Annotated in this window: 21 protein-coding genes; 11 read left to right on the top strand and 10 right to left on the bottom strand. The window is 72.7% G+C overall.

The features are described from left to right. Positions 1-31 precede the first annotated feature (31 nt). From AB0D59_RS35145 to AB0D59_RS35125, 5 genes are all read left to right on the top strand, one after another. Positions 32-1,150, top strand: coding sequence for a CbiQ family ECF transporter T component (locus AB0D59_RS35145; protein ID WP_362574418.1), 1,119 nt, complete (start codon positions 32-34; stop codon positions 1,148-1,150). Next, positions 1,147-2,943 carry an ATP-binding cassette domain-containing protein gene (locus AB0D59_RS35140; RefSeq protein ID WP_362574417.1) on the top strand — a complete coding sequence of 599 codons (1,797 nt, stop codon included), beginning with the start codon at positions 1,147-1,149 and terminating at the stop codon, positions 2,941-2,943. The genes AB0D59_RS35145 and AB0D59_RS35140 overlap by 4 nt, the downstream gene beginning before the upstream one ends. Beyond that, positions 2,940-3,749, top strand: a complete 810-nt coding sequence (locus AB0D59_RS35135; protein WP_362574415.1) for an ECF transporter S component — start codon at positions 2,940-2,942, stop codon at positions 3,747-3,749. The genes AB0D59_RS35140 and AB0D59_RS35135 overlap by 4 nt, the downstream gene beginning before the upstream one ends. Before the next feature lie 336 nt (positions 3,750-4,085). Next, complete coding sequence (locus tag AB0D59_RS35130; protein ID WP_362574413.1) at positions 4,086-4,499, top strand: transglycosylase SLT domain-containing protein; 414 nt, start codon at positions 4,086-4,088, stop codon at positions 4,497-4,499. Between the two features lie 208 nt (positions 4,500-4,707). Beyond that, positions 4,708-5,394, top strand: a complete 687-nt coding sequence (locus AB0D59_RS35125) for a YoaK family protein (RefSeq protein ID WP_362574411.1) — start codon at positions 4,708-4,710, stop codon at positions 5,392-5,394. A 118-nt stretch (positions 5,395-5,512) separates the two neighbouring features. Here the strand turns inward: AB0D59_RS35125 and AB0D59_RS35120 are convergent, their stop codons facing one another. After that, positions 5,513-6,748: a cytochrome P450 gene (locus AB0D59_RS35120; protein ID WP_362574409.1), complete on the bottom strand. Its 1,236-nt coding sequence runs from the start codon at positions 6,746-6,748 to the stop codon at positions 5,513-5,515. Positions 6,749-7,023: 275 nt separating this feature from the next. Between AB0D59_RS35120 and AB0D59_RS35115 the strand changes: the two genes are divergently transcribed. Then, entirely contained in the window at positions 7,024-8,193 is a 1,170-nt protein-coding gene (locus AB0D59_RS35115) for a steroid 3-ketoacyl-CoA thiolase (RefSeq protein ID WP_362574407.1), read from the top strand. Between the two features lie 126 nt (positions 8,194-8,319). Here the strand turns inward: AB0D59_RS35115 and AB0D59_RS35110 are convergent, their stop codons facing one another. The 3 genes from AB0D59_RS35110 to AB0D59_RS35100 all read right to left on the bottom strand — a co-directional run bounded on the left by AB0D59_RS35110 (position 8,320) and on the right by AB0D59_RS35100 (position 12,696). Continuing rightward, on the bottom strand, positions 8,320-9,204 hold the full coding sequence (locus AB0D59_RS35110; protein ID WP_362574405.1) for a helix-turn-helix domain-containing protein: 885 nt from the start codon (positions 9,202-9,204) through the stop codon (positions 8,320-8,322). Between the two features lie 460 nt (positions 9,205-9,664). Further along, positions 9,665-11,167, bottom strand: coding sequence for a glycosyltransferase family 39 protein (locus AB0D59_RS35105; RefSeq protein WP_362574403.1), 1,503 nt, complete (start codon positions 11,165-11,167; stop codon positions 9,665-9,667). A 26-nt stretch (positions 11,168-11,193) separates the two neighbouring features. Next, positions 11,194-12,696, bottom strand: a complete 1,503-nt coding sequence (locus tag AB0D59_RS35100) for a glycosyltransferase family 39 protein (RefSeq protein WP_362574401.1) — start codon at positions 12,694-12,696, stop codon at positions 11,194-11,196. Positions 12,697-12,842: 146 nt separating this feature from the next. Between AB0D59_RS35100 and AB0D59_RS35095 the strand changes: the two genes are divergently transcribed. Continuing rightward, positions 12,843-14,507 (top strand): hypothetical protein, encoded by a 1,665-nt coding sequence (locus AB0D59_RS35095; protein ID WP_362574399.1) that lies wholly within the window; start codon positions 12,843-12,845, stop codon positions 14,505-14,507. Here the strand turns inward: AB0D59_RS35095 and AB0D59_RS35090 are convergent. The 3 genes from AB0D59_RS35090 to AB0D59_RS35080 form a co-directional block, all read right to left on the bottom strand. Next, a complete protein-coding gene (locus AB0D59_RS35090) occupies positions 14,488-15,354 on the bottom strand; it encodes a hypothetical protein (protein ID WP_362574397.1) in 867 nt (288 codons plus the stop codon). The genes AB0D59_RS35095 and AB0D59_RS35090 overlap by 20 nt on opposite strands. A 58-nt stretch (positions 15,355-15,412) precedes the next feature. Then, entirely contained in the window at positions 15,413-15,799 is a 387-nt protein-coding gene (locus AB0D59_RS35085; protein WP_362574395.1) for a peptidase inhibitor family I36 protein, read from the bottom strand. Between the two features lie 150 nt (positions 15,800-15,949). Continuing rightward, positions 15,950-17,980 (bottom strand): bifunctional glycosyltransferase 87/phosphatase PAP2 family protein, encoded by a 2,031-nt coding sequence (locus AB0D59_RS35080; RefSeq protein WP_362574393.1) that lies wholly within the window; start codon positions 17,978-17,980, stop codon positions 15,950-15,952. A gap of 406 nt (positions 17,981-18,386) precedes the next feature. Here AB0D59_RS35080 and proP point away from each other — a divergent pair, with 406 nt between their 5' ends. The 3 genes from proP (at position 18,387) to AB0D59_RS35065 (ending at position 22,025) form a co-directional block, all read left to right on the top strand. Further along, positions 18,387-19,730 (top strand): glycine betaine/L-proline transporter ProP, encoded by a 1,344-nt coding sequence (gene proP, locus AB0D59_RS35075; protein WP_362574611.1) that lies wholly within the window; start codon positions 18,387-18,389, stop codon positions 19,728-19,730. Positions 19,731-20,073: 343 nt separating this feature from the next. Further along, positions 20,074-21,243: a DUF2330 domain-containing protein gene (locus AB0D59_RS35070; protein ID WP_362574392.1), complete on the top strand. Its 1,170-nt coding sequence runs from the start codon at positions 20,074-20,076 to the stop codon at positions 21,241-21,243. Between the two features lie 110 nt (positions 21,244-21,353). Continuing rightward, positions 21,354-22,025 carry an O-methyltransferase gene (locus tag AB0D59_RS35065; protein ID WP_362574390.1) on the top strand — a complete coding sequence of 224 codons (672 nt, stop codon included), beginning with the start codon at positions 21,354-21,356 and terminating at the stop codon, positions 22,023-22,025. Between the two features lie 54 nt (positions 22,026-22,079). Here the strand turns inward: AB0D59_RS35065 and AB0D59_RS35060 are convergent, their stop codons facing one another. Beyond that, positions 22,080-22,469, bottom strand: coding sequence for a hypothetical protein (locus tag AB0D59_RS35060; RefSeq protein ID WP_362574388.1), 390 nt, complete (start codon positions 22,467-22,469; stop codon positions 22,080-22,082). 91 nt (positions 22,470-22,560) lie between these two features. Here AB0D59_RS35060 and AB0D59_RS35055 point away from each other — a divergent pair, with 91 nt between their 5' ends. Continuing rightward, positions 22,561-22,992 carry a DUF1992 domain-containing protein gene (locus AB0D59_RS35055; RefSeq protein WP_362574386.1) on the top strand — a complete coding sequence of 144 codons (432 nt, stop codon included), beginning with the start codon at positions 22,561-22,563 and terminating at the stop codon, positions 22,990-22,992. Here AB0D59_RS35055 and AB0D59_RS35050 read toward each other — a convergent pair. Then, positions 22,981-23,556 (bottom strand): hypothetical protein, encoded by a 576-nt coding sequence (locus AB0D59_RS35050; protein WP_362574609.1) that lies wholly within the window; start codon positions 23,554-23,556, stop codon positions 22,981-22,983. The genes AB0D59_RS35055 and AB0D59_RS35050 overlap by 12 nt on opposite strands. A gap of 77 nt (positions 23,557-23,633) precedes the next feature. Beyond that, positions 23,634-24,287 (bottom strand): hypothetical protein, encoded by a 654-nt coding sequence (locus AB0D59_RS35045; protein WP_362574384.1) that lies wholly within the window; start codon positions 24,285-24,287, stop codon positions 23,634-23,636. Positions 24,288-24,322 lie beyond the last annotated feature (35 nt).

Below are 24,322 nucleotides of genomic sequence, written 5' to 3'. Positions count from 1 at the left end.
CGGGGATCCTCCCGCTCGATCGAAGCCGGGAGTGGGGGAGGCACCCCGCACGCGCGGGCCGGCGGAACTCCCCGGCCCCCGGCGCCGGCGCCGCTCCCCCGTACACCCCGGTGCCTGGTGGCTCTGGGCGCTCTGCCTCGGGGTCGCCGCCTCGCGGACCGCCAACCCCCTCCTCCTCGCCCTTCTCGTCGCGGTCACCGGCTACGTCGTGGCCGCCTGCCGGAGCCGGACGCAGGGGTCCCGTTCCTACTCCGCCTTCGCCAGGCTCGCCCTGGCCGTCCTGCTCGTCCGCCTCGCCTTCACCGTCCTCCTCGGCTCCCCCATCCCCGGCTCGCACACCCTCGTCACCCTCCCCGAGGTGCCGCTCCCCCACTGGGCGCAGGGCATCCGGCTCGGTGGCCGGGTCACCGCCGAGGCACTGGCCTTCGCCCTCTACGACGGCCTCCGGATCGCCACCCTGCTGATCTGCGTCGGCGCCGCGAACGCGCTCGCCGATCCGGCCCGTCTCCTGAAGTCGCTGCCCGGCGCCCTGTACGAGCTGGGCGTGGCCGTGGTCGTCGCCCTGACCTTCGCGCCGAACCTGATCGCCGACGTGCAGCGGCTGCGTGCCGCCCGCCGGCTGCGCGGCCGCCCCGACTCCGGCGTCCGGGGTCTGCTCCAGGTCGGGCTGCCGGTCCTGGAGGGCGCGTTGGAGCGCTCGGTCGCCCTCGCCGCCGCGATGGACGCGCGCGGTTACGGCCGCAGCGCCGACGTACCGGACCGGGTCCGTCGTACGACGGGCGCGCTGACCCTCGGCGGGCTGCTCGGGGTGTGCGCGGGAACGTACGGGCTGCTCACCGCCGAGGGCGGCGGTTACGCGCTGCCCCTGCTGCCGGCCGGGGTGGTCGCCGCGCTGGCGGGGCTGCGGCTCGGTGGCCGCCGTTCGCTGCGCACCCGCTACCGGCCGGACGCGTGGGACGCGCGGGCCTGGCTGGTGTCCGGGTCGGGCGCCGCCGTCGCCGGGCTGCTGGCGCTCGCCGCGGTGCGGGATCCGGACGCCCTGCATCCCGGGGTGGTACCGCTGGTCGCCCCCACGCTTCCGCTGTGGCCCGCGGCTGCCGTGCTGCTCGGGCTGCTGCCCGCCCTCGTCGTGCCGAAGGAGCCGTCGTGATCCGTTTCGAGGACGTCTCCGTGACGTACGAGGGTGCGGCCCGGCCGGCCGTCCGGGGCGTCGACTTCGAGGTGCCGGAAGGTGAACTCGTCCTGCTGGTGGGCCCGTCCGGTACCGGCAAGTCGACGATCCTGAACTCCGTCAGCGGGCTGGTGCCGCACTTCACCGGCGGTACGTTGCGCGGCCGGGTCACCGTCGCGGGGCGGGACACCCGGACGCACAAGCCGCGTGAACTCGCCGATGTCGTCGGCACGGTGGGCCAGGATCCGCTCGCACACTTCGTGACCGGCACGGTGGAGGACGAACTCGCCTACGGGATGGAGTGTTTGGGGATCGCCCCGGCCGTGATGCGGCGGCGGGTGGAGGAGACCCTCGATCTGCTGGGGCTCGACGGGCTGCGGGACCGGGCGATCGGCACGCTCTCGGGCGGGCAGCGGCAGCGGGTCGCGATCGGGTCGGTGCTCACCCCGCATCCGGAGGTCCTGGTCCTCGACGAGCCGACCTCCGCGCTCGACCCGGCCGCCGCCGAGGAGGTGCTGGCCGTGCTCCAGCGGCTGGTGCACGACCTGGGGACCACGGTGTTCCTGGCCGAGCACCGGCTGGAGCGGGTGGTGCAGTACGCCGACCGGGTCGTGCTGCTCCCGGAGCCGGGGGCCGCGCCGGTGTGCGGCACTCCCGCCGAGGTGATGGCCGTGTCGCCGGTGTGTCCGCCGGTGGTGGAGCTGGGGCGGCTGGCCGGGTGGTCGCCGCTGCCGATGACCGTGCGGGACGCCCGGCGCCGGGCGGGCGGGCTGCGGGAGCTGCTCTCCGGGCGGACGCCGGCCCATCGGATGCCCGCCGCCCCCGCGGCTCCCGCTCCCACCGCCACCGCTCCCCGCTCGGGGCGGGCCGAAGCCCAGGAGCCCGGCGCCGCACCCGCCACGGCTCCCCGCACCGGGTGGGCACCGCGTCGACGGTGGCCCGCCGCCCCCGGCGGTCCCCGCGCCTGGCGGCCCGGAACCCAGCGGTCCGCCGCCCCGGCCGGCCCAGCGGCCCCCGCCCCTCCCCTCGCCGAGGTCCGCTCCCTCGCCGTCCGCCGGGACCGGGTGGACGCGCTGTGCGGTGTCGATCTCACCGTCGCGTCCGGCGAGACCGTCGCCCTCATGGGCCGTAACGGCGCCGGGAAGTCCACGCTGCTGGGCATCCTGGTCGGGCTGGTGGAACCGGGCTCCGGGACGGTCCGGGTCGGCGGCGCGGTGCCGCATCGCACCCGCCCGCGTGACCTCCTGCGCCTGGTCGGTCTGGTCCCCCAGGAACCTCGTGACCTGCTGTACGCCGACACGGTCGGCGCCGAGTGCGCGGCCGCCGACCGGGATGCCGGAGCGGCGCCGGGGACCTGCCGTGAGCTGGTGTCCGGGCTGCTCCCCGGGGTCGCCGACGGCACCCATCCCCGCGATCTCTCCGAGGGGCAGCGGCTGGCGCTGGCGCTGGCCGTGGTGCTGACCGCCCGGCCGCCGCTGCTCCTGCTGGACGAGCCGACCCGGGGCCTGGACTACGCGGCGAAGGCCCGGCTGGTCGGCGTGCTGCGCGGGCTCGCCGCCGACGGGCACGCGATCGTGCTGGCCACGCACGACGTGGAGCTGGCCGCCGAGGTCGCGCACCGGGTCGTGCTGCTCGCGGAGGGCGAGGTGATCGCGGACGGGCCGACGGACGACATCGTCGTGTCCTCGCCGTCCTTCGCCCCGCAGGTCACGAAGGTCCTCGCGCCGCAGCGGTGGCTGACCGTGGCCCAGGTGCGGGAGGCACTGGCATGACCGGCCCGGTGCGGCTCGGCCCCCGCTCGCTGGCCGCCCTCCTCCTCGTCAGTGCCGTCGGCGTGGTCGCGGTCGGCTGGCCCTTCCTCGCCCCGCCGTCCTCCCGGCTCACCTCGCACGCCCAGGACGCGCCCTGGCTCTTCGCGGGCCTGCTGCTCCTGCTGGTCGCCGTGCTCGGGGCGACGATCTCCGAGTCGGGGCTCGGTCCGAAGGCGGTCGCCATGCTCGGGGTGCTGGCCGCCACCGGTGCGGCGCTGCGGCCGATCGGTGCGGGCACCGCCGGGATCGAGCCGATGTTCTTCCTGATGGTGCTGAGCGGGCGGGTGCTGGGGCCGGGCTTCGGGTTCACCCTCGGCTCGCTCACCATGTTCGCGTCGGCGCTGCTCACCGGCGGGGTGGGGCCCTGGCTGCCGTTCCAGATGCTGGCGATGGGCTGGTTCACGATGGGCGCCGGGCTGCTGCCGGGAGCCGGGCGGCTGCGCGGGCGCGGTGAGCTGGCACTGCTGGCGGGCTACGGCTTCCTGGCCGCGTTCGGCTACGGCATGGTCGTGGACCTGGCCGGCTGGCCGCTGCTGGCCGGCACCGCCTCGAACATCGCCTTCGACCCGCACGCCGGACCCGCCGCCAATCTGGCCCGGTTCCTCGCCTACAGCCTGGCCACCGCCATGGGCTGGAACCTGGGCCGGGCCCTGTGCACGGTCGTCCTCACCCTCGTTCTCGGGCCGGCTCTGCTGCGGGCGCTGCGCCGGGCGACCAGGAGGGCCGCTTTCGAGACCGCGGTCACATTCGACGGCCCCGGGGCGTGAGGCGTCGTACGCATCCGGTGACGCGACCGGTGAAGCACCCCACATGACGCACGTCACCTACGGCACCGGGTAGTAGTCAGACTTTTCCCAAATGTCCGATTCGACAGGGCCCCTGACCTGCACATTGAGAGCCACGCCACACAACGGGCCATCACCGCCTATGCGACCACAACTAGTAAAAGGGGTGATTGCGGACGTCTTTCCGGCCTGCTTGTCTGGACGACGTCGCCAGGCACCACCGGCCCCCAGCGGGCCACGGAGCCGACGCACACGGCCACCGCCTACGGGGGGTTCCGGAGCACGGCGACCCCCTGTCCCCGACGAACGAGGTTCTCCGTGTCCGTGTCCATCATCCGCCGCATCGCCTCCCCGAAGAAGGTCCTCACCGCCGCCGCCGTGGCCGCCGCCACCGCCGGTATGGCGCTGAGCGCGGCGCCCGCCCAGGCCGCCACCGGCTCGGCCTCCTCCGCTCAGGCGATCGCGCACAAGATGATCCCGGACGCCGCGCAGTTCAACGCGTTCAGCAAGATCGTCTCGCATGAGAGCGGCTGGAACCCCAGCGCCACCAACAGCTCCTCCGGCGCCTACGGCCTGGTCCAGGCCCTGCCGGGCTCGAAGATGGCGTCCGCCGGGTCCGACTGGAAGTCCAACCCGGCCACCCAGATCAAGTGGGGTCTGGACTACATGAACTCCCGCTACGGCAGCCCGACGGCCGCGTGGAGCTTCTGGCAGGCCAACGGCTGGTACTGAGCCGGCCGACCCGCTCCCCCCTGCACCTCGGCACCCTCGCCCCCCTCCTCCCGGGCGAGGGTGCCGACGCTTGTCCGGACGTGGTGGACTGATGTCCCAGAGCCGCCGATCCCCGGGGCCACCGAACTCCGGAGCCGGCGAACCCCGGGGCCACCGAACCCCGGAGCCGGCGAGCCGCCCGGTCCGGCGCGTCCCCACCGGAGGAGCGATGCCCACGGCGACACCGACCCCCGATCCCGAGACCCGCGGCGTGCGGCTGGTGTTCGTACTGCTGGCCCTGACCTTGCTGAGCGGCATGATCGACGCCGTCAGCTATCTCGGCCTGGGGCATGTCTTCACCGCGAACATGACCGGCAACGTGGTGGTCCTGGGCTTCGCGGCCGCCGGGGCCCCCGGCTTCTCCGTCCCCCACTCGGCGGCCTCGCTGGCCGCCTTCCTGCTGGGCGCGGCGGTGGGCGGCCGGGTCGCGGCCCGGTTCGGCGGCGGCTCCCGCCGGCGGTGGATGCGGGTGACCCTGGCCACGGAGGCGGTCCTGGTGGCCGCGTCCGCCGTGGTGGCCTTCGCCCGGCCCGGCGGGACGGCGACGACGTACACCCTGATCGCGCTGACCGCCTTCGCGATGGGTGTGCGCAACGCGAACGTCCGCAAGCTGGGGATCCCCGACCTGACCGCGACCACGGTCCTGACGACGACCCTGACCGGCCTGGTCTCCGAGTCCCACCTCGGCGATGCCACCAGGCCGCGCTCCCCGCGCCGGGTGGCCGCCGTTCTCGCACTGATCGCCGGCGCGGTCCTGGGCGCCTGGCTGGTCCTCCACGAGAACCTGGGGATCCCGCTGCTCGTCGCGGCGGTGGTCGCCGGGGTGCTGGCGGTGGTGGCGTCCGGGCGGGAGTGACGGGAGCGTGCGGCACCGGCGTCTCGGGGGAGGCAGGAACGGGGCGTAGGGAGGGGGTGCTCCTGCCTCCCTCGGGGCGGGCCGGCGGCGCCGGGAGCCGTCGGCCCGGGTCGAGGGGTCAGGCCGTGGTGACCTGGAGGTGCTTGACCCCGTTGATCCACGCCGAGCGCAGCCGGTCCGGGTCGCTGACCAGGCGCAGGGTCGGCATCGCGTCGGCTATCGCGTTGAAGATCAGGTCGATTTCGAGGACGGCGAGGGACTTGCCCAGGCAGTAGTGCGGGCCGCCGCCGCCGAAGCCGAGGTGGGGGTTGGGGTCGCGGGTGATGTCGAAGGTGTCGGGGTCGGCGAAGACCTCGGGGTCGTGGTTGGCCGAGGCGTAGAAGACACCGACCCGGTCGCCCTTGCGGATCAGCTTGCCGCCCAGCTCGGTGTCCTGGGTGGCGGTGCGCTGGAAGGAGTTGACCGGGGTGGCCCAGCGGACGATCTCCTCGGCGGCGGTCGAGGGGCGCTCGCGCTTGTAGAGGTCCCAGGCCTCGGGGTGGGTGAGGAAGGCGTGCATGCCGTGGGTGATGGCGTTGCGGGTGGTCTCGTTGCCGGCCACCGCGAGCATCAGCACGAAGAAACCGAACTCGTCGGAGTTCAGGTTGCCCTCGTTTTCGGCCGCCACCAGCGTGGAGACGATGTCCTTGGCCGGGCACTGCTTGCGGTCGGCGGCCATGTTCATCGCGTAGGCGATCAGCTCGGTGGCCGACTCGGCGCCCACCTCCTCGGTGATCGCGTACTCCGGGTCGTCGTACGAGATCATCTTGTTGGACCAGTCGAAGATCTTGGCCCGGTCGTCCTGGGGGATGCCGATCAGTTCGGCGATCGCCTGGAGGGGGAGCTCGCAGGCGACCTCGGTGACGAAGTCGAAGGGGCCCAAGTGGGCGCGGGCCGCGTCGGTGATCGCCAGCGCGCGGGCGCGCAGCCGGTCCTCCAGGGCGCGGATGGAGCGGGGCGTGAAGCCGCGCTGGATGATCTGGCGGACGCGGGTGTGCTCGGGCGGGTCCATGTTCAGCAGGATCAGCCGCTGGGCGTCGATCGCGTCCCGCGGGATGTGCTCGGTGAAGCGGATGATCGCCGTGTTGAGCCAGGACGAGAAGAGCTCGGGGTGCGTGGAGACGAACTTGACGTCCGCGTGCCGGGTGACGGCCCAGTAGCCGTCGTCCGCGAAGCCGGCTATGCCGTGCGGCTGTTCGATCCAGCGGACCGGTTCCGCCCGGCGCAGCTCGGCGAACTCCGGGAGCGGCACCCGGTGATGGAGCAGATCGGGGTCGGTGAGGTCGAACCCGTCGGGCAGTGCGGGACAGGGCATGGCGGCTCACTCCCACCGTGTACGAACCTGGATACGTATGTCTTGCGGCGCCTATCTGACGGCCCATCAGAAAAAGCCGGCTGCCGTGAAGGTAGTAACGGGTTCTACAAGTCGCAAGGGGCACGGTCACCCCAATTGCATGCACCCCCCTTGCGGTTGCGGACAGGCTGTCAGCAGACTGCACACAGAACTGGTACGCGTTCTAGTTCTGCGTGGCGGGCCGGGCCGGGACGCCCCTGCGCCGCGCGGGTGACCGAGGAGAGGACCGAGCCCCCATGGCCGCGGAACCCGTGATCGTCGAAGCCGTACGTACCCCCATCGGCAAGCGCGGTGGCGCGCTGGCCAATCTCCATCCCGCCTATCTCCTGGGCGAGACCTACCGTGAACTCCTCGGCCGCACCGGCATCCCCGCCGACTGCGTCGAGCAGATCGTCGGCGGCACGGTGACCCACGCCGGCGAGCAGTCCATGAACCCCGCGCGTACGGCCTGGCTGACCGTCGGGCTGCCCTACGAGACCGCGGCGACGACCGTCGACTGCCAGTGCGGCTCCTCGCAGCAGGCCTCGCACATGACCGCCAACATGATCGCCGCCGGGGTCATCGACGTCGGGATCAGCTGCGGGATCGAGGCGATGTCGCGGGTGCCGCTGGGCTCCGGTTCCAAGCACGGGCCGGGCAAGCCCTTCCCCGACGAGTGGAACGTCGATCTGCCGAACCAGTTCGAGGCCGCCGAGCGCATCGCCCGCCACCGGGGCCTGACCAGGGAGAACGTCGACTCGCTCGGGCTGCTCTCACAGGAGCGGGCGGCGTACGCCTGGGCCGAGGAGCGCTTCAAGCGGGAGACCTTCGCCGTGCAGGTGCCGACTACGGAGGAGGAGCAGCACGCCGGGCAGGGCATGTGGCGCCTGGTCGACAAGGACGAGGGCCTGCGCGACACGTCCATGGAGGCGCTGTCCGGCCTGAAGCCGGTGATGCCGACGGCGGTCCACACCGCGGGCAACTCGTCCCAGATCTCGGACGGGGCGGCCGCCATCATGTGGGCGTCGAAGCGGATGGCCCGCGCCCTGAAGCTGCGCCCGCGGGCCCGGATCGTCGCCCAGGCCCTGGTCGGTGCCGACCCGCACTTCCACCTCGACGGCCCGATCGACGCGACCCGGGCCGTGCTCGGCAAGGCCGGCATGACCCTCAGGGACATCGACCTGGTCGAGATCAACGAGGCGTTCGCGTCGGTGGTGCTGAGCTGGGCCCAGGTCTTCGAGCAGAGCCTGGACAAGGTCAACGTCAACGGCGGCGCGATCGCCCTGGGCCATCCCGTGGGGGCCACGGGCGCCCGCCTGATCACCACGGCCCTGCACGAACTGGAGCGCACGGACAAGGAGTTCGCCCTGGTGACCATGTGCGCGGGCGGCGGCCTGGCCACCGGCACGATCATCCAGCGGCTCTAGCGGACCGGGCCCGCCGGACGCGGTCCGCCCCCGCGCCGCGGCGACGGGCGAACCGCCGGCCGCCGCCTCGACACCACGCGGCGGGGCCGGCGCCGGCACGGGCGCGCCGCGGTGCTCCGGGTCCCTCTAGTGCGTCAGAAGCCCGTCGAGCAGCCAGGGAACCTCCTTCTTCGCCCTGACCGGGGAAGGAACAGGGACCGCCCTGGAGGGTCCGTGCCGCCCGCGACTGGCGACGAGGCGGTCGGCCTCCGACGTCCTGCGGTAGTACACCCGGCTGCCCTCCCGTGTCCGGTTCAGCAGCCCCACCCGGTGCAGCCTGACCAAGTGGTACGACACGGTGGACGCGCTCATGTGCAGGCGCCCGGCGAGTTCCGTCGTCGTGCGCGGGCGTCCCAGGTCCGCCAGCAGGGCCAGCCGGGCCTGTCCGATGACCCTGCCGAGCGGGTTCGCCCTCGCCTGCCCGGCCGCCGCGGCGTCATCCGTGGGGCCGGGCCGCACCGGGTAGGCGAGGTGGATGCCGTTGTCGCCCCACGGGTCGTCACGGAGCATCCACGTCTTCGCCAGCGGTGAGGGATGCAGCACGACCTCCTTGGCGTCGGACACCGTCCAGGTGCGTTCGTCCTGGATCCGCAGGGCACCCGACCGGTACGAGAGTGCCGGGTGCAGGGAGCCGAGGGCCGCCCCCAGGCCGCGCCGCGCCATGGCGGCGGCACGGTAGTGGATGTCGCCCTCGATCAGGGACTGCACGGCGCACCAGCGCAGGGCGAGATACTCCCGCCAGAAATGGCCCAGCTCCAGCGCGATCCGCTGGGCGAACGAACGCTCACCGCGCTCCAGCTCGGTCAGGACCTTCCGCAGGCCGGGCGACTCCGAACGCCCGTCGGCCCGGGCGGACTTGAGGAACCTTCCCATCTGACGCGCAACCACGCTGCTGGGCGTCGCGGCCACCAACTGGAGTTCGGCCTCCGCGGAGGCCGTGCCGTCCCCGCCCGGGAACATGAAACCCGGCACATGGGACCCCGCTTCACACTGGAGCGCACTGACTAATTGCATTTCACGGCGGGCCGGGATATCCCTGGCTTTCCAATCGGATCGGCGCACACCGTCGACAGACGTCATTCCAAAATTGAGCATGAAACCCATCTGGGCGAGCGGGGAAATCGCAAATCGCACTCCCATCAGAGCGTCCCGGTCCAGACGAATCAGAATCACATTGCCCCCGTTCTCCGACTCCATGAAAACCGCTGATGTGGTCAACAATGAGCGGCGTGATACAGGCGCAGGAGACGGCGACACCCACCCCCTGACGATCCGGTGAGATCCTCGCACGGCCCCCAACGGTCCGCCAGGCCCTTTCCTCCTCCCACGCCCTGCGAGGGGTGAATAATCCAGACACAAGGGAGGTTCACCATTAAATGGAATCGCCAGATAAAGGACATTCGAACTCACTCGAAACCTCGCCGAATCCGGATCAGCGCGGGCAATGCCCGGGACGGGCGTAAACGACGATCCGGGCGCCGCGCACCTCAATTCGGGAACAGACCCGGAAGTCGGTCCTGAGCGTCCGCCGCTTGACCTCCTCCTGGGGGAAGGGGTCGAGGGGCTGCCCGGCGGGGTCGGTCAGCGCGATGACGCGCCGCGCTGCCAGGATGTGCCGCCTGATGTCGGCCGCGGGCAGTTCGACGCCTTGCAGGGTGCCGGAGGCGCGCGGCGACACGGCGAGCGCCAGGTCGTCGAGCCGGCCGTAGACGGACGGGTACGACAACAGCCACTCGCGGCGCCTGGCGGGCATGAACAGCACCCCGTCCCCGGTGTGCGCGGTCCTCTCGACGGCGTGCACGACGGCGACCACGTCGTCCTTGCGGCTCTCCGGAGAGCGCACCGCCAGCGACCACGGAAGCAGCACCGCGACCGCGACGACGGTGAGCAGCAGGGCGGTCAGGGCACGGGCCGCGGGTGCGAGCCGGTACCGCTCCGCGAACGCCCGGTCCAGTACGGCCCCGGCGGACAGCGCCGACCCCACCATGCCGTACAGGACGTAACGGTCGACGTACCACGGCTTCACCAGGGAGACGGTCATCAGCAGGCCGGTCGGGGCGATCAGCAGCGGCAGGGCGAGGGCGGTCAGGGTGACCGGCGCGGAGCCCGCCCGTCCCCCGGCGAGCAACCGGCAGAGCAGCACACCCACCCCGGCGATCACCAGGAAGTCGAACCAGGCGGCCGCGCCGGGGCGCCCGAGCCAGCCGAGCTGCTGTCCGGACTGCCCGGCACTCACCAGGGCCAGCGGCAGAACGCTCACCAGCACCGCGGTCGAGGCGGCCGACAAGCGTCGCCACACCGGACGAGGCACCCGCGACCACCACAACGTCAGCCCATGGGCCACCACCGCCAGCGCGGCGAACTCGTGCAGCCAGCAGGCCAGCGCGAGAACGAGGGCGTAGGCCGTCCACCAGCGGCGGCCGGGCCCGGTCGCCTCGACGGCCCGCAGCAGGAAGTACGTGGCCCAGGTGACGCCCGCGGTGACCAGCGCGTACGAGCGGCCCTCCTGTGCGTACTGCTGGATCACCGGCAGCACCGCGAACACCAGCCCGGCGAGAGTTCCGGCCCGGGTACCGGCCAGCCTGGCCCCGATCATCCCCACTCCGGCCGCCGCCAGGGCCGTCGCCACCGTCGAGGGCAGCCGCAGGGCGAGCAGGCCCCCGTCCCACCCGGCGAAGACGGCATGCATGAGGAGGTAGTACAACCCGTGCACGGCGTCGATGTGATGGAGCAGGCGCCACAGGTCGCCCAGCGACCGGTGGGCGACCTGGTAGGTGACCGACTCGTCGCGCCACATGCTGTTCTGCCGGCCGATCCCCCACAGGCCCAGGGCCAGTGCGGCCCCGGCCGGGACGACCGAGGCCACCGGCGCCGCACGCGCGCGCGGAGCCGCCGGCGGGGTCGTACCGCCGGGGAGGGTTCGTACGGGGTCCATGTGCCGGCTGATGGTTTTCTCCTCGGTCAGCAGTGTCCGTCACGTGCGTACACCTCGATCCTGGCCGGGCCCGCGGTCGCGGTGCGGCAGCGGGTGAAGTACCCGCGCAGGACGGCCTCCTTGGTCCTCTCCCGGTCGTTGGTCTCGGCGCGCTCCCGGGCGGGCTCACGGATCACGACGATCCGTGAGACGCGCAGCATGCGCCGCCGGATGCTCCCGGGCGTCGACTCCGTGCCGTACAGCGTGTGTGAGACGCGTGGCGAGGCGGCCAGCGACAGGTCCGCCCGGCCGTACGCGATCCGCTGCGGTCCGAAGGTCCAGACCCGGCGGCTGCCCGGCAGGAAGAGCACCCCGTCACCGGGTTCCACCGTCGCGCGTACGACGCGGCCGACGGCCAGGACATCGTCGGTCCGGCTGTCGGGGACGCGCAGCCGCGTACCCACCGGTCCCACCGCGGCCAACACCCCGGCGACGGCCCCGAGCACCAGGAACGCGCGCGCCCGCCGCGACTGCCACCACGCCTCGAACGCGGCCCCGGCGAGGAGTGCGAGCCCGGCCTGGGCGTACAGGACGTACCGGTCGACGTAGAGGGGTCGCACCGTGGAGGCCAGCAGGAGCAGGGCCGACGGCACCACGAGCAACGGCACGGCCAGGGCGCCGAGCTCCCCCGCGCGCCGCCCGGCAGAACGTCCGCGAAGCGCGGCGCAGCCGACGCCCGCGCCCGTGACCAGCACGAACCCCAGGACGTCTCCCCCCGGGGACACCTCGATCCAGGCGACCTGCCCGGTCTGCCGAAGACTGAGCACGATGACGGGTGCCGTCACCGTCACCGCACAGCAGAACGCCGCTCCCCAGGCCGCGACGACCACCCGTGGCGGCCGGAGGGCGAGCAGGGTCACGCCGTGTGCGACGAGTGCGAGCAGCGCGAACTCGTGGACCAGTCCGGCCAGTCCGCCCAGTGCCGCGTACCCGGCCCACCCGCCACGGCGGCGTTCGGCGCACGCCCCGAGCAGCACCCGGGTCGCGGTGACGACAAGCAGGGTGACCAGCGCGTAGGACCGTCCCTCCTGCGCATAGCGCTGGACCGCGGGAAGCAGGGCGAACACCATGCCCGCGGCGAGTCCGGCCCGCGGGCCGACCAGCCGCCGGCCCAGCGCGGCGACGCCCGCCGTGGCGCACGCCATGGCCAGCACCGAGGGCAGCCGCAGGGCGACGAGCCCGCCGTCCCAGAGCCGGAACACGGCGGACATCAGCAGGTAGTAGAGGCCGTGCACGGCATCGGCGTGCCCGAGCGTCGCCCACAGCACCGCGAGCGGGCGGTGGGCCATGTCGTAGGTGACGGCCTCGTCCTGCCACAGCGATCCCGCCCGGCGGATGCCCCACAGACCGAGCAGCAAGGTCGACGTCGCGGGGAGCAGGACGGTGGCGCACGCCGGCATCCGGATCCGCGGGGCGGGGGGCCGGGGCGGCGCGCCGGGACGGACGAAGGCGGTGCGCTGTGCCGTGGCGATGGCCGGCTCCTCTCGCACAGGTGCTGGTGTCCGCCCTCGTGCGGGTCGGATGTCCGGAGTCAACCGGCCGGAGGATTGATAGTCAGCGGTCGCCCGGGCCGCCTATCAATCCCTGATCCCGTACCGTGAAGCGCTGTTCGTTCGGTGCCGGCGAAGGGGGAGCAGTGGGACGGGCCGAGAAGCCGCTGGATCCGGACGCGGGACCGGCGGAGCGTTTCGCCCACGGACTGCGCGAACTGCGCCGGCGGGCCGGCAGCCCCACCTACCGGGAGATGTCCCGCCGGGCGGGCTACTCCGCGCCGACCCTGTCCGGTGCCGCCGCCGGCGACCGGCTGCCGTCGCTGCCGGTGGCCCTGGCCTATGCCACGGTCTGCGGCGGGGACGAGCAGGAGTGGCGGTCGCGTTGGCAGGACGCCGGCACCGCACTGGCGGCCCTGCCCACGCCGGACGCGGCGGACGAGACCGCCCCCTATCGGGGGCTGGCCCGGTTCGGCACGGAGGACAGCAGTCTGTTCTTCGGCCGGGACCAACTCGTCGACGAGGTGGTCGGCCTGACCCTCAAGCACCGGTTCGTCGCCCTCGTCGGGGCCTCGGGCAGTGGCAAGTCCTCCCTGCTGCGCGCGGGACTCGTACCCGCCCTGCGCAACCTGGACGAGCGGGACGGCCGGCCGTCCGTCATCCGCCTGTGCACGCCCGGCGAGACACCCCTGCGCACCCACGGCGACCTGCTCCGGACGGCGGCGGGCGACGGGGACACGGTGGTCGTGGTCGACCAGTTCGAGGAGGTCTTCACGCTCTGTCACGACCCCGAGGAGCGCGCCGACTTCATCCGCGCCCTCCTCGGCCACCCGCCGGGGACAGCCGTGGCGGACGGCCCCGCACCGGCGGCACCCGGGTCCCGGCTGCGCGTGATCATCGGGATCCGCGCCGATTTCTACGGGCGGTGCGCCGGGCACGCCGAACTCGTCGACGCACTCAACACGGCGACCCTGCTGATCGGCCCCATGGCTCCGGAGCACGTCCGGGAGGCGGTCGTGAAACCGGCGGCGGTCGGTCGGCTGACGGTGGAGCGGGCCCTGACCGACCGGATCGTCGCCGACGTGGCGCAGGAGCCCGGCGCCCTGCCGCTGATGTCCCACGCCCTGCTGGAGCTCTGGCGTCGCCGCCGGTCCCGGACTCTCACCCTGGACGCCTACCGGAGGATCGGCGGGATCCAGGGTGCCGTGGCGCACACCGCGGAGGAGGTCTTCGCGCGCTTCGACCGGGAACGCGCCGAACTCGCCCGGTCGATGCTGCTGCGCCTGATCACCCCGGGCGAGGACGCGCCGGACACCCGGCGCCCGGCGGACCGCGCCGAACTGGTCCGGTCCGAGGAGGCGGAGGCCGTGCTCGAGGCACTCGTCCGGGCCCGGCTGGTGACCGTCGACGGCACCGGTGCCGATCTCACGCACGAGGCGCTCATCACCGCCTGGCCACGACTGCGCGGCTGGGTGGAGTCGGACCGCGAACGGCTGCGGCTGCACCGGCGGTTGACGGAGGCCGCACGGGACTGGGAGGCCCTGGGCCGGGACCCGGGAGCCCTGTACCGCGGCGAGCGGCTGGTCGCCGCGCGGGGCGCCTTCCTGGCGGCGGACGGCCCGGAGGCCGATCTGACGCCGGCCGAGCGGGAGTTCCTCACCGCGAGCATCCGCAGCGGACGCTATGTGCAGCCCGTCCTGGTCCTGGCCCGGCGGTTCGTGCGCAGCCAGTGGTGGCTGGTGTTCCGGCTGGCCCTGGTGTGCTCCGTGGTGATCTGGACGGTCTGGTTCCTCAATCGCCCGCACTCCTGAGCACCGCTCGGGACGCCGCGAGGTGACGCTCCTTCGCCGCTGCCAGTCGCGCGAAGTAGGCCTTGTTCTGGCGGATGTCCCGCTCCTCGATGCCTCGCTCGGTCTCGCTCAGCAGGGTGACGAGTCCGGTCTGTCCCTTGCAGGTCACGTCGGCCACCGCGGTCTCCCGCTCGGCGCGCGAGAGCTGGTCGGTCCTCGCCCAGCGCGGGTCCTCGGAGGCGGCGTAGAAGTCCTTGTACGGGTGCCCCCGCTGCTTCATGCAGCGGACCCAGGCACGCATCGCGGGCGTCACCCGCGGGCTCTTCAGCGCTTCGTCGAGGCTGTCGACGTTCAGTCTGTTCACGAGGTCCTCGTTCTCCTCGTTCCCCCGCGCCAGGCGGTCCCCCGCGAGCTTGTAGCAGCCGTCGGTGGGGTCGGTCGCCGCCTTCCGCGCTGCCGGGCTCATGCGGGCGTCGCGGTCCATCTTCTGGGCCGTGACGTCGGTGGACCCCAGCAGCCGGGCGTTCGTCCGGTAGCCCATCGCCGTGGCGACCGGCATCTCGATGACGCCGTAGCGCCGGCGGTTGCGCAGGTCCTGGTACTGCTTGCGGTGGGTGATGGCCTCGTAGCCGTAGCCGCGCTCCTTCATACAGGCGCGGGTGAGGACGTCCTTGGCACTCTCGATGAGGTAGATGTCGTTGACCGACAGCTGGTAGCGGTCGAAGGGCAGCACGAGTCGGGCGACCGCCTTCGTCGGCTCCGGTGCCGCCGCCAGCACGGTCCTGGGGGCCGCCGCCTCGGGGGAGGCCGTGCACGCCGTGACGAGCAGCCCTAGGGCAGCCGCCACCGCCGGCCAGTACCTGGTCATGGTCCCTCCACGGGGAAAGAAACCGGGCGGCGCCGGGGGCCGGCGCCGCCCCGGGGCCTCAGAGGAACTTCACGCAGCTCGCCTTGTTGTCGAAGTTGTTGTTGCTGAAATCGGAGTCCTTGCTGTTCGGCTTCGCCGTGTAGGAGGCGCCCGAGCAGGAGGTACCGACATCCCACAGGCCCACGTAGGAGCCGGTGTTGTTTTCCATCGAGCTGCCGCCGTTCTGGGCGAAGGCGCTGGTGCTGCCGGACCAGTACTTGTTGTTCAGCTCGACGTCGGAACTGCTGAAGTTCGCGTGGCGGCCGCCGTAGTTGTCGTCCTCGTAGAGGACGAAGTAGGTGGCCTGGACACCCGACTCGGCCGCCGAGGCGTTCGCGGCCATTCCGAGAGCGCCACCTGCCGCCAGGGCCAGTATTCCGACGGCTACACCCAGCTTGCGCGTCATTCGCTGTCTCCCGTGTGTATCGGTGATGTTCCGAGGCGGCGTTCCATCCGCCATGAACATTTCATCCCGACACTGCCGCGAGGCACAGAAGTTTCGACAAGACTCGAATGTGGCACCGGAAGGATTGCCGCGCTGTAATCGCGCGGTCGATCACAGCGCCCCTCTCACCGGACGCGGTACCTCTTCACCGCCTTCCCCCTCGGCCGGCGCACGGGTCGCCGCGCCATGGCGCGGCCCCGACAGCAGGTAGGTCAGAGCGAATCCCGCGGCCACCACGGTGGCGCCGCCGACCGCGTCGAGAACCCAGTGGTTGGCCGTCGCGACGATCGCGGACACGGTGACCAGCGGATGCAGCAGCCCGAGCGCCTTCATCCACCACCTGGGAGCCAGTACGGCGATGACGACGCCGCACCACAGCGACCAGCCGAAGTGCAGGGAGGGCATGGCCGCGTACTGGTTGGTGACCGCGGTCATCGCACCGTAGTCGGGCTGGCTGAAGTCCTGGACGCCGTGCACGGTGTCGACGAAACCGAGCCCGGGCATCAGGCGCGGCGGAGCCAGCGGGTAGAGCCAGAAGCCGAGCAGACCCAGCAGCGTGGCGATGCCGAGCGAACTGCGCGCCCACCGGTAGTCCACCGGGCGCCGGACGTAGAGCACACCGAGGATCACCAGTGGCACCACGAAGTGGAACGAATCGTAGTAGAAGCTGAGGAAGTGCTCCAGCCGCGGCAGCCGGACCACCGTGTGGTTGGCCCACTGCTCGATGTCGATGTGCAGGGCCTTCTCGATCGAGTGGATCTGGTGCCCGTGTTCCTCCGCGACGGCACGGCCTCCGCCCGCAGCGGTCCGTACGGAGGAGTAGGCCGCGTAGCAGACCCGGATCAGCAGCAGTTCGAGCAGCAGGCTGGGCCGGGTGAGCGCCCTGCGCCAGAACGGCAGCAGCGGCACCCGCGGCCAGCGCGCCGGAACCGGCGCCGCGTACACGGTCGGCACGGGTGACCGGTAGTGCGGCGAGGCGGTCGACAGGAACGGCACGGCTGTGGCCGCGGCCAGGGCCGCGAGCAGCACCAGGTTGTCGCGCAGGGAGTACACGGCGGACACGTTCGGCAGCAGCATCTCCGTCGGCAGCGTCACCACCAGGACCACCACGACCGGCCACAGGTACCGGTCCGAGGCCTGTGCGCCGACCCGCCCGACCATCGCCGGCAGCACCCACAGCAGCTGGTACTGCCAGGCGGTCGGCGACATCACCACCACCGCGCAGCCGGTGATCGCGACCGCCAGCAGCAGCTGCCCGTCCTGGGCGTAGCGGACCGCGCGGCGCAGCGCGAGGACGGCCACGGCCGCGGCGAGCGCCAGGAACAGGACGATCTCCAGCGGGCCGCTCAGCCCGAGCCGCAGCAGGGCGCCGTGCAGCGACTGGTTGGCGAGCGCGTCCGCCTCGCCGCCGAGGCCGACGCCGGCCGTGTGGTGGACCCAGTAGGTGTACGAGTCGTGCGGCATCGCCGCCCAGGCCAGCACCGTGCACGCGGCGAAGGTGACGGCGGTGGCGAGGGCGGCCCGGCGGCGGCCGGTGAACCAGAGCAGCGGGGCGAACAGCAGCAGGGCCGGCTGAAGGGCGGCGGCCAGGCCGATGCAGAGTCCGCCGTCGCGCTGCCCGCGGGCGGCGAAGCAGCCGAGCAGCACCAGCAGGACCGGGATGATGCTGGTCTGGCCGAGCCAGAGGGTGCTGCGGACCGGCACCGAGAGCATCAGCAGGCTGATGGCGACCGGCGCGGCCAGCAGCTCGGTACGACGGCTCACCGGCTGGGGCAGCGCGCGGGCGGCGACCAGGCCGAGGGCGACCACCAGCAGCAGCGTGCCGAAGGTCCAGCCCCAGCCGAGGGCCTGCTCGGCGGCCCTGGTGAGCGGCTTGAGCACCAGCCCGCCGAACGGGGACCCGGTGAACTGGGTCGAGTCGTACAGCGAGCCGTTGACGTGCAGCACGCCCTCCGGGCCGACCCAGGTCTCCAGAGTCGTCAGCCGCTCACCGCTCGGGGTGCCGAGGACGACGGCCATCTGCCGTACGGCGAGGATCGCGGCCACCGCCCACAGCCCGAGCCGGGCCATTCTGAACCGCGTCCCTGGTTCCGCTCCCCCGAACGCGTCTCCCGGTCTCCCGCTGTGTTCCACGTCCGCCACGCCGCGCCGGCCTCCCGCCCCGCTCGTCCGCCCTGAGAACCCTGAGAACCCCTATGAGGCTCCCATTCCTTTCTGTGAGAGACGCGGGCAACCCCCTCTTCACCTGATGTCCGTCCGCGTTCCGCCCGGAAGGCGACGGCGCGGAGGGGTGCGCCTGCCTGCGTGGAGCGCGACAAGGATCACAGTGCGTGGTCTGCATACGGGCGCGGGAGCGGGCATACGTCCCTGCGTACACGGCATTTAGCTGCAAAATGCACGGATGCGTGTACGCGACGTAACGGGCCCAAATCCTCCTATCGTCGCTTTCCGACCCGTCCGGCGCCGTGCGGGCCGCGCCCCCGTCCCCGTCGAAAGGTAGGCGAGCCCCGTTTTGGCGACCGCCACAGCCGTCACCCCGTCCGTCAAGATCCCCGGCCCCCGTACGGCCGCCCCCGCGCCGACCGTCACCGACCCCGCGCTGGTCAAGCGCGCCGTGAAGGCGGCCGCGCTCGGCAACGCCATGGAGTGGTTCGACTTCGGCGTCTACAGCTACATCGCGGTGACCCTGGGCAAGGTCTTCTTCCCGTCCGGCAACCCGACCGCCCAGCTGCTGTCCACGTTCGGCGCCTTCGCCGCCGCCTTCCTGGTCCGCCCGATCGGCGGCATGGTCTTCGGCCCGCTCGGCGACCGCGTGGGCCGCCAGAAGGTCCTCGCCGTCACCATGATCATGATGGCGGCCGGCACCTTCGCGATCGGCCTGATCCCCTCGTACGCGACGATCGGCGTCGGCGCCCCGATCCTGCTCCTCGCCGCCCGCCTGGTGCAGGGCTTCTCGACCGGCGGCGAGTACGCGGGCGCGTCCACGTTCATCGCCGAGTACGCGCCGGACAAGAAGCGCGGCTTCTTCGGCAGCTGGCTGGAGTTCGGCACACTGGCCGGCTACATCGGCGGCGCGGGCCTGGTCACCCTGATGACGGCCCTGCTCTCCGACGGCGACCTCACCTCCTGGGGCTGGCGCATCCCGTTCCTGATCGCGGGCCCGATGGGCATCATCGGCCTCTACCTGCGGATGCGCCTGGAAGAGACCCCGGCGTTCGCCGCCGAGGTCGAGAAGTCGGAGCGGTCCCGCCCGAAGGTCCCCCTCCGCGACATGATCACCGGCCAGTGGCGGGCCCTGCTCCTCTGCATGGCCCTGGTCCTGGTCTTCAACGTCACGGACTACATGCTCCTGTCGTACATGCCGAGCTATCTGACCAGCGAACTGAAGTACGACGAGACGCACGGCCTGCTGGTGGTCCTCGCCGTCATGACCCTGATGATGATCGTCCAGCCGTTCGCCGGCGCGCTCACCGACCGCGTCGGCCGCCGCCCGGTGATCGCCGCGGGCTGCGCGGGCTTCCTGCTCCTCTCCGTCCCGGCCCTGCTCCTGATCCGCCAGGGCAGCCTGCTCGCCGTCGGCCTCGGCATGGGCGCCCTGGGCCTCCTCCTGGTCTGCTTCACGGCAGCGATGCCGGCGGCCCTCCCGGCCCTCTTCCCGACCCGGGTCCGCTACGGCTCCCTGTCGATCGGCTTCAACGTCTCGGTGTCCCTCTTCGGCGGCACGACCCCGCTGGTGGTGACGGCCCTGATCGGAGCGACGGGCAACATGATGATGCCCGCGTACTACATGATGGCGGCGGCGGTCATCGGCGGCTTCGCGGCCTGGCGCATGACAGAAACAGCAGGCAAGCCCCTCCCGGGCTCGGCGCCTTCGATAGAGGGCACCACCTGAGACCCGCCCCCGTCAGGGCGCGCGGGCGCCCGTGACCGCCGGAAGCGCGCGGGCGCCCGTCACCGCCGGGGCGCGCGGGCGCCCGTCAGGGGCGCGGGGCGGTATCGATGTGCGGCTCCGCCGCGTGGGCTCGACCAGCCCCCGCCCACCCGCGGACGACGGACAACGCTCAGCCCCCAACCTCCCGGCCCCACCCCACCTGCGCCGATCGAACCAACCGGGCCTCCCACCCGTACCGTCGGTAGACAGACGGTAGCCGTCCGGAAGCGCACCCCCTGGGACGACGCCTTCCGCTATACCGTCTGAAGGTCCTGATCGACGGTACGGCGGAGGGCATCGGTTCATGATCGGCCAGCGGCGACCCCGCCGACGCACGCGTTTACTCACGGTCCTCCTCCTGCTCGCCGGCATCCAGCTCGGCCGGCTCGCCGCCCCCGCCTTCGCCTGCGGCTGCGGCGCCCTCGTCCCCGGCGGCCGGCAGCAGGTCGCCGTCGGCCGGGAGGAGTCGGTCCTGCGCTGGGACGGCACCCGCGAACAGATCGTGATGCGGCTGACGGTCGACGGCGACGCCGACCGCGCCGCCTGGATCATGCCCGTCCCGCACCGCGCCACCGTCGCCCTCGCCGACCCGGCCCTCTTCGACGAGCTGCACACCCTCACCGCCCCGGTGCACCGCACCCGGTACCACTTCTGGCCCCAGAACGGCGACTGGCCCCTCACCACCGGCGGCACCACGACGGCCGGCCCGCCCGACGGCGCCGCGAAAGCCCCCGGCGTCGGCGTCGTCGGCCGCCGGCGGCTCGGCCCGTTCGACGTGGCCCAGCTGACCGCCACCGACCCCGGCGCCCTGGACGGCTGGCTGCGCAGCAACGGCTTCCCGTTCCCGTCCCGCCTGGACACCGCGCTACGGCCGTACGTCGAGCAGCGCTGGGAGTACGTCGCGGTCAGGCTCGCCCCCGAGACCGCGGGCACCACGCTGAACGGCGCCCTCGACCCGCTGCACCTCGCCTTCGCCAGCGACCGGCCCGTCTACCCGATGCGGCTGTCCGGGCTCGCGGCCACCCCGCAGTCGCTGGGCCTGTACGTGCTCGCCGCCCACCGCATGGAGCCGCGCGCGGCGATCGGCGGCGAGCCCCCGAGGGTCGTCTACGCCGGCCGTCTCAGCCGTCCGACCGGCGATCTCCGCGAACTCGCCGTCGGCACCCCGTATCTGACGGCCATCGGCCAGGAGTTCCCCTACCCGTCCCGGATCTCCGACGACCACGTGCTGCGCCGGGCGTCCTCGGACACCCCCTTCCAGCAGGTCGTCTACGAGGACCGGCTGCGCGAGGCGGCCGGGATCCCGCTGTGGCTGCTCACGGTCGGCACCGCGCTGCTGCTGGTCGTCACGGTCACCTCCCTGGCGGCCGTACGACGCTCCCGCCGCCCGGTCCCGCCGCCACCGCCGGTACAGCCCCCACCGCCGGTGCAGCCGCCCTCGCCCCCGGCCCAGCCCCCTGCGCCGATCGGCTGAGTTCCGTCCGGCACCGGGGCGGTGGATCACCGAGTCACCCGCCCCCTAAGTAGTGCTAAGCAGGTAGCCGTCACTGGACGGTTACCGGATATCCGAAAGGCAGCGGACGCATGAGCGGCTCTCAGCTCTGGGACGACGTCGACTTCTACTTCACCAGCCACCTCTCACCGGACGACGAGGCGCTCCAGGCGGCCCTGCGCGAGAGCGAGGCCAACGACCTCCCGCACGTCAACGTGACCGCCAACCAGGGCAAGCTGCTCCAGCTCCTCGCACAGCTCCAGGACGCCCGGAGCATCCTGGAGATCGGCACCCTCGGCGGCTACAGCACCATCTGGCTGGCCCGCGCCCTGCCCGCCGACGGCAGGCTGATCTCGCTGGAGTACAGCGCCCGGCACGCCGAGGTGGCGGTCCGCAACATCGCCCGCGCCGGCCTGGAGCGGCTCGTCGAGGTGCGGGTCGGGCCCGCCCTGGAATCGCTGCCCAAGCTCGCCGACGAGAACCCGGCCCCCTTCGACCTGGTCTTCATCGACGCCGACAAGGCCAACAACCCGCACTACGTGGAGTGGGCGCTGCGGCTCACCCGCGCCGGCAGCCTGATCGTCGTCGACAACGTGGTGCGCGGCGGCCGGATCGCCGACGCGGACAGCAGCGAACCGGACGTGGTCGGCACCCGTGCCGCGATCGAGCTGATCGCAGCCCACCCGAGGCTGAGCGGTACGGCGATCCAGACGGTCGGCAGCAAGGGCTACGACGGCTTCGCCCTGGCCCGCGTACTGGCCTAACCCGGCCTCGGCCCGGCCGGGGTCGGATCCGCCGGGGTCGGATCCGACCGGGTCTCAAGCCTCGTGGTAGAAGCCCACGTTGACGCTGCGCGGGGCGGTGCGGTCCCGGACGACGATCTCGCCGGAGCCGCCCCGGGGCAGCGCGACCGTGCCGCCGTACCCGATGGCCTGGGCGTACTCGCCGACGGTCAGCAGTACCTCGGAGGACGGTTCGGCCTGGGAACCGCGCAGCCAGGTGACCTGCCAGCCGCCCTCGGGCCCGCACAGGAACTCCAGGTGCACCCGGGAGACGAACAGCCAGTTGTCGGGCGTGGTGAGCCGGCAGGCGGAGGCATCGCGGCCCACTCGCAGCACGGCGCCCGGTTCGCTGGGAGCGTCGGCCATGAGCATCCCGGCCGTCTCGCCCGCGTCCCCGGACACGGAGGCCATGGTGAGTTCGAGCACGTGCGTTCCCCCTGCGCGGTTCCTGAATCGTTCGTGGATCTCCGGCGCATGATAAAACGCCCGACGGGGTGGCGTCCGGCACAATGAAGTCATGACCGAGCGAAAGCCACCCGGGGTGCCGTTCGAATCCTGGGTCGACAAGCAGATCCTTGATGCGCAACGGCGCGGTGACTTCGATCGACTTCCGGGCACGGGCGAGCCGTTGCCGGCCGACCTGGACACGTCCTACGACGAACTGTGGTGGGTCAAACGGAAGTTGGCCCGGGAGGGCCTGGCGATGCTGCCCCCGGCCCTCGCGCTGCGCAAGGAGGCCGAGGACGCTCTGGCGGCCGCCTACGCGGCCCCCTCGGAGCGGATCGTCCGCAAGATCATCACGGAGGTCAACGTGAAGATCCGGGAGATGATGTTCAAGCCGCCGCCCGGGCCCCCGCTGGGCAAGAAGCCGTACGACGTCGAGGAGGTCGTACGCGAGTGGCGGGAGCGCCGGGCGGCGGCCGAGGCGGCTGCGGACTCAGATGTGTAGCAGCCGGTCCGCCAGTTCGCGGTAGTCGCGCAGGGCCAGCCGGAGCTGTTCGGTGTCGGCCGTGCCGGGGTGGTCCCGGTCGGTCTCCTGCCAACTGCCGCGCAGGGTACGGCGGCGCCGGTCGACGGCGTCCGTGAAGCGGGCGCTGAGTTCCTCGACGGCCCGGTCGGCCTCCTCGACGGCCGCGCGCGGCTCGTCGACGAAACCGGTGACCGCGTGCTGGAGGCGCCGCTCAAGCTGTCCGCACTCCTCGTTCGGCATCAGCCGGCCGTCGTCCGCCGCCGACCGGTCGTCGTCGCGTGCCGGCCGGTCGTCGTTCGGCATCCGCCGGTCGTCGTCGCGTGCCGGCCGGTCGCCGCGGGCCGCGTCCGGGGCGTGGCCAGGACCCCGGCCGGCCACCAGCACCGCCTGCCCGGACGCCTCTTCCCGGTCGTCCATACGCTCCGGTGCGATGCCCTCCCGCCCCGGGGTGACCCCGCTGACGGAGGCGTCGCCCCGGTCGGTCGTGCCCTCGGTCGTGCGCTTGGCCGTGCCCTCGGTCGTGCGCTCCTCGCGTCCCGGCATCGCTTCGTCGCCGGGATATATGTCGCCGCTGCTCCTCGGCTGGCGGCCGTTCCCTGTCCTCGCGTCGGTCATGTCGGTCAGCTCTCCTTCGGGCGGCTCCGGTCGGCGGACCAGGGCAGATGCGGATGGCCGCCGGTGTCGGCACCGACACCGGCGCGGTGGCGGCCGGTCTCGCCGGCCGACGAGGTGACCAGGTCGTCGAAGAGGGAGCGGGCCTCGATCATGGCCGTGCGCATCTCCTCGGTGCCCGCCTGGTTCTGCTGGGCCCCGTCCACGGGCGCCTGGGCGGCGCGGTGGACGCGGCGGTACCCGTCGACGTGGTCGGCGTGGTGTACGGACAGCGCGGCGACCTGGTCGTCGAACTCGGCACCGGCCGGGAAGCCACGGGCGGCCGCCACCTCGGCGAGCAGCCGGTCGATCTCGGTCACGGACTCCCGCGGCGAGTCGACGAAGTGTTCCTGTGCGGTCGTCCAACGGGCCGCGTAGCGTTCGCGCTCCGCCGGTTCCAGCGACCGCTCGTGCAGGTCGCCGTGGCGCTGCACCCGTTCGGCGAGCTCCTGCTCGGCCGCCTTGGTGTCGCCGCTGTGCTGGGCCACGGCACGCTCGTACTCGGGCCCGAAGCGCTGCTTCAGGCCGTGTGGGCCGTGGCTCCTGGAGCGCGCGGCCAGCACGGCCGCGACGACGACCACGGCGGCCACGATCACGATCGCGATGATCAAGCCTGTGGACATGGTTGCCTTCCGGTGTCTCGGCCCGACGGGCCGGC

Source organism: Streptomyces sp. NPDC048417, assembly GCF_040651615.1.
In the GTDB taxonomy this organism is placed as follows: domain Bacteria; phylum Actinomycetota; class Actinomycetes; order Streptomycetales; family Streptomycetaceae; genus Streptomyces.
The sequence above is the reverse complement of the archived record's forward strand: the minus strand, read 5'-3'. Positions and strand labels throughout refer to the sequence as shown.